At 53.1% G+C, this 11456-nt stretch carries 6 protein-coding genes; 3 read left to right on the top strand and 3 right to left on the bottom strand.

Annotated features, from left to right (window positions below; translation table 11 throughout):
* The first annotated feature begins 16 nt into the window (after nucleotides 1-16).
* From DYH27_RS12505 to DYH27_RS12495, 3 genes are all read left to right on the top strand, one after another.
* Nucleotides 17-1324 (top strand): DUF4876 domain-containing protein, encoded by a 1308-nt coding sequence (locus tag DYH27_RS12505; protein WP_025067515.1) that lies wholly within the window; start codon nucleotides 17-19, stop codon nucleotides 1322-1324.
* Nucleotides 1325-1424: 100 nt separating this feature from the next.
* Nucleotides 1425-2867 (top strand): DUF6850 family outer membrane beta-barrel protein, encoded by a 1443-nt coding sequence (locus DYH27_RS12500; RefSeq protein WP_244595185.1) that lies wholly within the window; start codon nucleotides 1425-1427, stop codon nucleotides 2865-2867.
* Nucleotides 2868-2925: 58 nt separating this feature from the next.
* On the top strand, nucleotides 2926-4527 hold the full coding sequence (locus DYH27_RS12495) for a leucine-rich repeat domain-containing protein (protein WP_025067514.1): 1602 nt from the start codon (nucleotides 2926-2928) through the stop codon (nucleotides 4525-4527).
* 265 nt (nucleotides 4528-4792) lie between these two features.
* Here the strand turns inward: DYH27_RS12495 and DYH27_RS12490 are convergent, their stop codons facing one another.
* The 3 genes from DYH27_RS12490 to DYH27_RS12480 all read right to left on the bottom strand — a co-directional run bounded on the left by DYH27_RS12490 (nucleotide 4793) and on the right by DYH27_RS12480 (nucleotide 11439).
* On the bottom strand, nucleotides 4793-6439 hold the full coding sequence (locus DYH27_RS12490) for a fumarate hydratase (RefSeq protein WP_004353851.1): 1647 nt from the start codon (nucleotides 6437-6439) through the stop codon (nucleotides 4793-4795).
* A gap of 176 nt (nucleotides 6440-6615) precedes the next feature.
* Nucleotides 6616-9546, bottom strand: a complete 2931-nt coding sequence (locus DYH27_RS12485) for a M16 family metallopeptidase (RefSeq protein ID WP_025067513.1) — start codon at nucleotides 9544-9546, stop codon at nucleotides 6616-6618.
* Between the two features lie 39 nt (nucleotides 9547-9585).
* Nucleotides 9586-11439, bottom strand: a complete 1854-nt coding sequence (locus DYH27_RS12480) for a DUF4954 family protein (RefSeq protein ID WP_029216409.1) — start codon at nucleotides 11437-11439, stop codon at nucleotides 9586-9588.
* Nucleotides 11440-11456 lie beyond the last annotated feature (17 nt).

Here is an 11456-nt window from a genome sequence, read left to right as displayed (position 1 = left end):
TTATAAACAGACAGATATGAAAACGTTAATCAAAACTTTCTTTGCCATCATATTGGTGTCAGTTCTTTTCAACTCCTGCACCAATGATGATGTTTCTCCTGGCGGTTCTGCCGTGAACTATGCCAAGTTCGGACTTGACATCAGCCTGTCCCAGGCATTCAGCGGTGTCGATTCCCTTGTCTCCATCAAGGTAAAGGTACATAATGTGTCAACAGGAAGGGACAGCACTTTTACCGTTCCGTCCGTCAAATGCCTTGATGCGGAGGGGAAACTGCAGTCGTCCATCAGTATTGATACGCTCAATATCGCCGAAGGGCTTTACAATGTAGAGCTTGAGGCTAATGCCGTTCATCACAGCAAGCTGAAGACTAAAAGCATTGTCCGTGGCAATCTGATGAACCAGTCCTTGGTGAAAAGCACTGCTTCTACGCTGCCTCGTTTCGCCATCGACCTGTTCTTCCCCAATATGGGTAATGGCTTCGTGATTGCTGAAATCTTTGCCGCCCGCACACTCCGCCCCAGTGGTGACCCATATACCGGTGACCAGTACTTCAGAATTACCAATAATTCGGATGAGGTGCTCTATGCCGACGGGCTGTTCATTGCGGAGAGTGCCTTCCAGCAGATGATACACCAGGACTATAAGCCGTATGTTCTGGACAAGGAAACACCGGTACAGTACATCACCAAAATCCCGGGAATGCATGGTGTAGACAAGAATTATCCTGTCCAGCCCGGTGCTTCGCTCATTATCTGCGACAATGCCATTGACCATACCACAGCCGGCAGGAATCCCAACTCTTTCAATCTTTCAAAGGCCAACTTCGAATGGTATGACGAGTCGACAAACCCAAGGGTCACTGATATTGACAACCCCGATGTCCCCAACATGGAGCGTCTCTATACCTATTCACGTACGATATGGGGTCCGCACGACCGTGGTTTTTATTCCTATGTCATGGGCTTCCTGGGAGTGGACAACCATACCTTTACGACCGGAAAAGACTACCAATACGATTATTCTTACCGTTTCGTGTACGGGACGACGGTCAAGGACATGAAATTCCATGCTGTTAAAGTCCCCAACACATGGATTGTAGATGCCGTAGTACTGGCCATCAAAGACAAGAAGAAATGGAATGTAATCAGTCCGACACTGGACAACGGCTATGCCTGGTTCTCCACAGTCGACCATGACCAGCAGCGTTATGGCAAGTCGGTGCGCAGGAAATACGATGCCAGGAAACATAAGCTGATTGACACTAACGACTCTCAAAATGACTTCGAGACGGTTAAGGCTGATCCATGGTATGTCTTCAAATAGGCCATGCCGGTATTTCCTCTTTGTGCTTCTGTGCGTCTCCCCTCTCTGTGGAGCCGCACAAGAGCACATACAGCCGTCCCTGTCTTCGCATTCACATTCATTGGAAGCTGTACGGGAGACTACCCTCCGGCTGCCTTCTTTGAGCTACTTGAACCCATCAGACATAGTCTCCAATCTGAATGAATTTACTCCCAGCCTTTCGCAGGTGCAGGCCGGCTACCGCCATGACGGAGCGTCTCTCGCGGTCGATGCACAGCAGGGGACCGGTGCGGAGCTGATGTTCTTCAGAGTACAGTCGCACTTAAGAATCAGCAAGAAGTCTGTGGCATGGGGGGAAGCCGTCTATGAGAACGGCAGCAGGCAGGGTATATCATGGAATCTGAACAGCGATTACCAGCGTGTGTTCCCTTACGTCATTGCCGATACAGCCACTGTATCAATGCGGCGCGAGTACTATTTGTTCAGGGGTGGATATGCACACCAGATGAACAGACTCTCCATAGGAGCTGAGATGAGTTACCGCTCTACAATAGAGTACCGCGACCGTGACCCACGTCCCAAGAACACGACACTTGACGTACAGCTGCATTTTGGAGGAGGCTATGCTGTCTCCGCACGGCGTGTCGTAGGGCTGTATGCCGGCATCGGGAAGTACACACAGCAGAGTGACGTACAGTTTATGAACCCGCAGGGCAACCGTGTCCTGTATCATCTCACCGGTCTGGGCATGCAGTATTTCCGTTTCAAAGGATTGCAGAACGGCGTGAAGTATGAAGGTGGAAATTACTCAGCGGGGCTGTCTACACATACGAAGGACGGGCTCGGGCTGCAGGCTTCAACGGATCTCGAGTATGAGAACATCCAGAAACGGCTTTCCTCGGAACGTGACATTCCGATCTGTGATGTTTTCCAGACGAAGTGGAGAGGTGAACTAAGCTGGACAGGGCAATGGAGACAGTGGGACTGCAAGGCAACATTCTCCGCCGAGACAACGAAAAGAGAGGGGCAGGAACGCTATTATGACAGCGGACTGACAAATTACAAGGAGATAGCAAGCTCCAGACCTTTCATTTACCAGCACCAGGGCATGCAGTTGTCGCTCTCGGCGTTATATAAATTCACACCTGCCATTTGGCTCGTCATGCTGCCGAGGCTGGCTTATGACGTAGACAATACGCAGTACCAGACTCCTGCACGACAACTGAAAACAGCTTTTCTCGTACCTTCCTTGAAACTGGATCTGTCGAGAATGTTCTCAAGAGGCCTGCTGTCAGTAGGCTTCCTGTCTCATGTAGGCAGGCAGGTCCACCATCATTTTGTCTTCACTGAACCCCAAGTGTTCGACAAGCCCGTCGGGATGTTCCGCAACAACGCATTCATGCAGCAGGCAAGCTATTGGGACGCAGGGCTTCACATCCGCTATGATTTCAGACTTGTCAGGTCTCTGACTTCCGCTTTCATGCAGATGCAGCTGGGGCGCAGGTGGTACGACAACCACCAGCATGGCCACAATCTTGAAATTTCAATGGGCGTAACACTCTGAGGCAGGCGGCAACGCATTGCCTCCTGTAATGAATTCATTTATTAAATATCAATTGCGTATGAAAAAGATCTTACTTACCCTCTTCGTCTTGTTCAGTACGACGTTTGTCTTTGCACAGGACGATTACAAGGTTCCCACTGATGCCTATTTCAATCAGCGTGTTGTACAGCTTACCAAGGCCGGCACGCTGGAACAGACCGTGATGGAACTCTATGGTGACGTACATGTCCAGGGCATCAAAGTCACCGGACCGATGAATGATGCTGACCTGAAGTTCCTGGCCAGACTTGCGAAAGGAGGTTCGCTGACGGACCTGCATTCGGCGAACTTGCATGATGCGGAGTTTGAAAGCATACCCGAAGGCTGCTTCCAGAACCTGACTTATTTCATGTATATTTACTTCCCGAAGACGCTCAGGACCATTTCTGACAATGCCTTCCAGAACTGCGACCTGATTTCGGTAGTGTTGAACAATGGCCTGGAGAGCATTGGGAAGCGTGCCTTCTACAGTACTCACAGTAAGGCCCTGACGATACCGGCCTCTGTAAAGTATATTGGAGATGCGGCTTTTGCAGGCAGCAAAGATTATACGGAGGTGAAGGTCGATCCTGCCAACACTGTCTTCAAGATGATTGGGTACATGCTTTGCGATGTCAGCAGACATAAGGTACTGCAATGTTTCAATATGTCCGAGGGCATCGTGGAAGTCCCGCAGGATATGGAGAGCATCGGTGATGAGGCCTTCTCTCCGTTGAAGAAGGTCACGGCTGTCCGTATTCCTGCTTCTGTCACCCATATCGGCAGTGAAGTATTTAGTATGACTTATGCGCTGCAAAAGATTGAAGTGGCATCGGAAAACCCTTCTTTCGCAGCAATTGACGGCGTACTCTTCAGCAAAGACAGGTCAGTCTTGTGGACCTATCCGGCCTCCAAGGACGGAAAAAGCTATACCACTCCGGCTACGGTCAGACAGATTGCCGACGGTGCCTTTGCCCAGGCGGGCGGTCAGAATGCCCATGCCGGGATGAAAGGCAAAGAAAAACGCGAGAAGAATCTGGCCAGGGTAACGGTCAACGAAGGTACTGAAACCATCGGAAAAGATGCGTTCCTCTTCAGTGGACTGGAGGAAATAGAACTTCCCCAAACGATCAGGAGCATCGGAAGCAGCTGTTTCTACTATACAGACCTAAGCCGGATCACCCTTCCGGAGGGCATCACCCGGCTGGAGGATGCCACTTTCGGAGCCTGCGGCAGCCTGGAGAGCGTCACGTTGCCAAGCACGCTGACGTATATAGGTAATGACATCTTTGCCGTTTACAACACTTCCCTCACGGACGTTTCTATCTATGCCCCTGAACCGCCTACCTGTGCAGCCGGTGCTTTCAACACCTTCGACAACAGTGTGACCTTGCACGTTGTGGGAGGAGCGGAAAGTAAATACGAGGCTGACGGTACTTTCGGTTCCGGACTGTTTGACAGCATTGTAGGAGACCTTACACCGACCCGTATCAAGTCTCTTGACAAGGGGATGGACGGAGCTGTTGAAACAGGTATCTACAGTATCGACGGCAGAAGACTCCAGCACAGAACACGTGGCTTGAATATCATCAGGATGAGTGACGGGCGTGTGCGGAAGGTACTGGTCGGTCCGGCAAATTGAAAATGAAGGCATCGGCTTTGATATTCCCAACCGCTTGGGAACAGCCTTCCCGGGCGTTGGGAATGCTGTTCCCGACCGTTCGGGAACGTCATTCCCGACTGTCTGGGAATCGCGCCGCCTGTAGTTCAATCAAGTAGGACGGACCGCAACTGTACAAGAAAAGCGGCATGAGACACGCATTGTGCGATGTCTTCATGCCGCTTTCTTTTGTCTGGCGGTCAGCAATGCTGACAGTTAAAGTCCTGTTGCCGTACCTGTGGAAAAACTACTTTCCACAGCTGCAGCCTGTCCACGGCTTCAGCTCCTTGAAGAAGTCGTGCCCCTTGTCGTCTACGAGAATGAAAGCCGGGAAGTCCTCCACGGTAATCTTCCAGATGGCTTCCATGCCCAGTTCGGGGTATTCTACGCACTCAATGCTCTTGATGCTGCTCTGGGACAGTACGGCTGCGACACCGCCGATGGTGCCGAGATAGAAGCCGCCGTGTTTCTTGCAGGCATCCGTAACAGTCTGCGTGCGGTTGCCCTTGGCAATCATGACGAGCGAGCCGCCGTGGTCCTGGAACTCGTCGACATACGGATCCATGCGGTTGGCCGTGGTCGGCCCCATCGAACCGCATGGGTAGCCTTTCGGCGTCTTGGCCGGTCCGGCATAGAGAATGGGATGATCCTTGAAATACTGTGGCAGGTCCTCGCCGGCATCCAGCCGAGCCTTGAGCTTGGCGTGGGCAATGTCGCGGGCAACGATGATGGTTCCCTTAAGATTGACACGTGTCGAGACAGGATATTTCGTCAGTTCAGCCCGAACGGCATCGATGCCCTTGTCGAGGTCGATCTCAATCCCCTTGCTTCCTTCGCCCGGCTTGCGGTATTCCTCCGGAATCAGTTCGCCCGGGTTGGTGTCCATCTTCTCGAGCCAGATACCCTCTTTGTTGATCTTCGCCTTGATGTTGCGGTCGGCAGAGCAGCTGACACCCATGCCGATAGGACAGCTGGCACCGTGGCGGGGCAGGCGGATGACACGGATGTCGTGGGCAAGATACTTGCCGCCGAACTGTGCGCCGAGCCCGATCTTATGCGCCTCAACGAGCAGCTTGGCTTCCAGGTCGGTGTCGCGGAAGGCGCGGCCTGTCTCGTCGCCGGTAGTGGGAAGGCTGTCGTAATACTTAATGCTGCCGAGCTTTACGGTGAGGAGGTTCTTCTCTGCGGAAGTACCGCCGATGACGAAGCAGATGTGGTAAGGAGGACAGGCTGCCGTTCCGAGGCTCTTCATCTTCTCTACGAGGAACGGAATGAGCGTGCCCTCGTTCTGGATGGTGGCCTTGGTCATGGGGTAGAAGTAGGTCTTGTTGGCGGAACCGCCGCCCTTGGCAACCATGACGAAGCGGTACTCTGCACCCTCGACGGCCTCGATGTCGATCTGTGCCGGGAGGTTGCACTTGGTGTTCACCTCGTCGTACATATTGAGCGGAGCATTCTGAGAGTAGCGGAGGTTCTCCTCGGTGAAGGTGTTGAACACGCCCCTTGAGAGTGCCTCTTCATCTTCAAACCCGGTCCATACCTGCTGTCCTTTCTCGCCATGGATGATGGCGGTACCCGTGTCCTGGCAGAAAGGCAGTATGCCCTTTACGGCCGTCTCGGCATTGCGGAGGAACTGCAGGGCGACGTACTTGTCGTTCTCTGATGCCTCCGGGTCGGTCAGGATTTTCGCAACCTGCTCGTTGTGCGCACGGCGGAGCATGAACTCGCAGTCGTGGAAAGCCTCCTGCGCCAGCAGAGTGAGTGCCTCCTTGCTGACCTTGAGAATCTCTTTACCTTCAAACTCACCGGTGCTGATACCTTCCTTTGATACCAGCCGGTATTCGGTGTCATCCTTGCCCAATTGGAACATTGGGGCGTATTTGAATTCAGCCATAATGTTTTGTTTGCCCGTCAGAGGAAGTATCAATGACCCATTGGCTTCTCTGATACAGCTCCGCTCGGGGTTATCTGTTTGTTATATGATGTTTTTGTATGTTTTCGCCAGATACCCCCTCTCTGCCGAGAGGGGATAGATGTGTGTCTTCTGAGCGGTCAAGAGGGTGGGAATCCTCAATATCCGAAGATTTCCTCTGTCGTTACCCGCTTGATCGGAGCGATTTTTTCCAACGCCTTCATGTCCAGCTCTTTCTCGTCGCCGAGGATGATGTACTTGTAAGGTTTGTTGGCAATGTACGTCTTCTCGAAGTCGATGATGTCCTTCAGCTGCAGAGCCGGCAGAGCCTTGTAAATCTTCTCGTTCAGCGAGTAGTCGAGTCCCAGCCGCTGTGCTGCGAGATAAGACGTAAGGATGCCGTATTTCGTTGTACGTGCGGAGGCCAGGCTCTTCATCAGGCTCTGCTTGGCGAGGTCGAAGCCGGCCTGACGTACCGGCATATCATTGAGTAGTTTGTTGAACTCGTGTACACAGTCCATCATCTTGTCGTTCTGCGTGATGATATAGGTGTAGAAGCTCTCCTTGTCGCCCAGACGGTAAGGCTCGTCATACCGTGCAAAGGCTGAATAGGCCAGTCCGCGTGCCTCGCGCAGCTCCTGGAAGACAATGGCGTTCATGCTGCCGCCGAAGTATTCGTTGAAGAGTGCGATGACGGGGGCACGGTCGGCCGACCATTCCTGATTCTCGTTGTGGAGCTGTACCATGTAGATGTTCTTGGCATCGTAAGGTGCGATGACGACCTCGTTCTTTGGTGTCGTCTGTTCCACGTAGCGTTTCTGTGCAGGTACAGCGGCGAATGTCTTCGGCGACTGAACGGTCTTCGTGACGAGCTGGTCGATGGCTTTCAGACTTGACGGCCCATAGTAGAGAACTGTCATTTTGTAGTTCTTCAGACTTTTCAGCATCGTAAGCAGCTCCTGTGGGTTCATCGCCTTCAAGGCCTTTTCGCTGAGGATGTTGCGTGTCGGGTTGTAGGTTCCGTAGGTCGCATAGTTCCTGAGTGCGGAGAAGTTGGCCTGCTGGTTGGCCTTGTTGTCGCTGCGGGATTTCAGTATCTGCTCTACATAGAGGTCGTATGCCTGCCTGTCTACCTTTGCATTGCTGACCAGGTTGTTCAGCAGAGCGAGTGCCTGCGGCAGGTTGGAGTTCAGACCGTTCAGCGTGATGTACGTACGTTCGTTCCTTTCGCTGATGCTGTAATCGCACGCCAGCTTGTAGAACTGCTGCTTGATCTGTTCGTTGGTCAGCTTGTCCGTACCTAAATAGTCGAGATAGCCGGCGGCATAGTTGAGCTTCGGATTGTGTTCGTCACCGAACGGAAGGACGAAACACAGCGTGAACAGGTCGTTTGTCGTGTCCTGTTTGTAGAGCATGGGCAGGCCCTTCCTCGTCACGGCCTTGGTCAGATCACGCTTGTAGTCGACGAATTGCGGCTGGATAGGTGTTGTCTTCGTGTTTACGATTTCTTCCAGGAACGCACTGTGCTTGTCGTTGTTGGTAGGGATAGGTGTGATGGAAGGCTTTTCCACCTTTTTGATTGTCGTGTCGTTGCCCTGTTCCTTGTAGACGCAGGCAAAGCCGTTGCTGAAGAACTTCCTGGCATAGCTGACGATGTCTGCTTTGGTCAGTTTGGATATCCGGCTGATTTTCTCTACTTCTCGCTTCCAGTCCTTGTGGTTGATGAAAGCGTCCACGAACTGGTTGGCACGGAACTGGTTCTTGTCGAGCTGTGTGTAGTAGTATCGCTTGTAGTTGTTGACGATGGAAGGCAGCAGGTCGTCGGAGAACTGTCCTTTTTTCAGCTTCTCTATCTCGGCCAGTGCGAGGCTGCGTACCTCCGGCAGGGTCTGTCCCGCCTTTGACTGTCCGTAAAGATAGAAGACGGAATAGTCGGTCATGTCATTCACGCCAGCCCCAACATCCTGTACCTTCATCTTCTGGTTGAGGTCGAGGTCGAAGAGACCGGCCCGTCCGTTGGACAGCAGCTGTGCGATTACCTCGAGCGTGTCAATCTGCTGGGAGTTGGCGGCTTCGGCTCGCCACCCCATGAAGAACATCGGTGCCTCCTTGCCGATGACGGTCGTGTCGGCAGGAGCAGTGAGGACCGGCTGGGCAGCATACTGCGGTACATCAATGTGTACACTGGGCTTCCAGCTGCCGAAATACTTGTCGATGACGGCTACTGTCTTGTCGGGATCGAGATCGCCCGACATGCAGATGGCCACGTTGTTGGGGACGTAGTATTTGTGAAAATAGTTCTTGATGTTGACAATGGACGGGTTTTTCAGATGTTCACCCCGCCCGAGGGTCGTCTGTGTTCCGTAGGGATGGGTGGGGAAGAGTTTGGCAAACAGAGCCGCATACATCTTGCGCCAGTCGTTGGAGAGGCTGATGTTGTACTCCTCGTACACGGCCTCCAATTCAGTGTGGAAGCCGCGGATGACCATGTTCTGGAAGCGGTCGCCCTGCACTTTCGCCCATGTGTCTATTTCGTTGGACGGGATGTTCTCCACATAACAGGTGACATCGTTGCTGGTATAGGCGTTCGTGCCCTCGCTGCCGATGGCAGTCATCATCTTGTCGTACTCGTTGGGGATGTTGTAGCGGGCTGCCAGCTGAGAGATGGAGTCAATCTGGTGATACCGCTGCTTGCGTGCCTTGGGGTCGGTGATGTGGCGGTACTGCTCGAAGCGGGCCTCGATGGAGTCGAGGTAAGGGCGTTCTGCCTCGGCATTCGACGTGCCGAAGTGTGTCGTGCCCTTGAACATAAGATGTTCGAGGTAGTGTGCCAGACCCGTCGTCTCCTTCGGGTCGTTGCGTGAACCGGTCCGTACGGCGATGTACGTCTGTACACGTGGCTTCTCCTTGTTGACGGACAGATAGATTTTCAGTCCGTTCTTCAGCGTGTAGATACGTGTCTGCATCGGGTCGCCCGGTACACTTTCATAGCTGTAACGCTGTGCCTGTGCAGTCAGGGTGGTCATCAGGAGCATTGCTCCCAGACCGATTTCCTTCAGGAGGGTGAGGCTAATGGAATGTTTTTTCATAAGTCAGTTGTTTTATACAATACTATAAGGTATGATTTGTCAGTTCTCAAAGTCAATCTCATGATCGAGGCTGTTGACGAACGACTCGAAGACCTCTCTGTCAACGTCGCCCATCTCGTACTCCTTCTCTGCATCCTTTCGTATCTCTGCAATCCATGCCCGGCGCGCCTCGACATAGTCTTGCCTGATACGTGCATCATCTTCATCGGTAATCTCCGTGATGCCGTAGTATTCTAAGATCAGGCGGTAAGTCCATGCCCACTGGTAAATCCGGTAGTTGTCGTTGATTTCGCAGAAGCGTTCGACCACTTCCTGTATCGTCTCCAGACTGCCGTTCTTGATGTCGTCGATCAGCCGCTGCTCCTCCGATACGGGGAGCAGAAGTCCTGACAGGTCGTCCCATCTTCCGGTGCCTGTTTCGGTCTCCGGCTTCCCGAAGAAGCCCCACTTGTGTGCCCGCTTGAGTACGGCTCCCATGTAGATGCGCAGTGCGATGTCGTAGTATTTGATGCCCTTGCGCAGACTGCTGGCGTTGATGACGTACTCGTGGTAGTTGTACGACGAGACGTTGTCGCCGCTTGCCTGCCGCAGATTCTCAAGTATCTTCTTTCCCCGGAGAATCTCGCCGACGGAGAAAGGTGACAGCCAGTCGAAGTTGACGATGCTCTTCTGCGACTGCTGCGGGCGCATATCCCGCTTCGGCCACTTCCGTATGTCACGGTAAAGACCGACGGTGGTGATGTTCCTGCCCGGCACGAGGAACATCTTGTCGGCCTCGGCGATGAGGTAGGAGAAAGGCAGTGCGGTGGTGTTGGGATGGTGCATCAGCTTGCCGAAGCACACGGAGAATGTACCGATGGTCGCCGGCATGAGCAGGTAACTTCCGCTTGCCGTCTTCGTGCCGCGCTCCAGTATGCCCCAGTGCATCGGCCCCATCTTGTAAGCGTGGTTGGAGAAATTGGTCCCCGATCCTGCATTGTAGAATGAGAACATACCGCCGATAAGCAGCGAACTCTTGTGATGGGAGGCGCAGAACGGACCGCAAAAGGCTGCACAGGCTTCCCCGTTCGCCATGAACGAATTGGCAAAGAACACGCTCTGTGATGCCGTGAAGCCGTTGGCTATCTGACAGGCTTCACCCACGAAGCAGTCCTGCATCTTCACGCTGTTCACGATACTCGACCCGTCAGAGATGATGGAGTTTTCGCAGATGACGCCCGTCCCGATGTAGACGCTGGCGTTCTCGGAGCTCAGAATGGTACAGTCGCTCAGCCGGCTGGCTCCGGAAATCTCGCAGTCGTCCTGTATGACGGTATTCGTAATCTCCTTTGTGTTGACGATCTTCACGTTGTTGCCGATTGTCCCGCGCTCCGGATTGGTGCGGGTAATTTCCTCCGACACCAGCCGGCGGATGGCGTTCTTGAGGTCTTTGTCGTTGAAGTGTTTCACCATGAAGGCGGCGAACTGGCTGTTGAGGTCGTGGAAGAGAATCACGTTGCCATCGCCCACCTCGTTCAGTACTGAGATAAGGTTGCCCTCACCGTAGCTCGCTCCTTCAGTCGTCTCCATGACGGAGATATTGGAGATGAGGCAGTCGTCGCCGATGGTGTAGTTGTTGATATAGTTCCCCACCTTTTCTATCAGGCAGTCATTGCCCACGGTCACATTGCGCAGGGTGGCATCGTTGATGCCGGAATGCTTGAAGAAGTCCTTGGTAATCTCGACATTCTTCTGGCAGCAGCCCAGCCGGATGTCGCCGTAGAACATGACCCGGTGGAAGAACTTCGCCTGGAATCCGTCTTCGGAAACCTCCACCCGGTTCCAGTCTTCAGCCCAGCAGCTGTTCTTCTCCAGTGTCTCTATCTCTTCAAAGGTAAGGGAACGGTATTGCATACTTCTTTTCTTTAATT

The organism is Prevotella denticola (assembly GCF_900454835.1).
Lineage (GTDB): Bacteria > Bacteroidota > Bacteroidia > Bacteroidales > Bacteroidaceae > Prevotella > Prevotella denticola.
This window is presented reverse-complemented; position numbering and strand designations above follow the sequence as displayed.

Coding starts and splice junctions, on each gene's coding strand:
- DYH27_RS12495 (WP_025067514.1), top strand. CDS start 2,926: ATGAAAAAGATCTTACTTACCCTCTTCGTCTTGTTCAGTACGACGTTT.
- DYH27_RS12480 (WP_029216409.1), bottom strand. CDS start 11,439: ATGCAATACCGTTCCCTTACCTTTGAAGAGATAGAGACACTGGAGAAG.
- DYH27_RS12490 (WP_004353851.1), bottom strand. CDS start 6,439: ATGGCTGAATTCAAATACGCCCCAATGTTCCAATTGGGCAAGGATGAC.
- DYH27_RS12505 (WP_025067515.1), top strand. CDS start 17: ATGAAAACGTTAATCAAAACTTTCTTTGCCATCATATTGGTGTCAGTT.
- DYH27_RS12485 (WP_025067513.1), bottom strand. CDS start 9,546: ATGAAAAAACATTCCATTAGCCTCACCCTCCTGAAGGAAATCGGTCTG.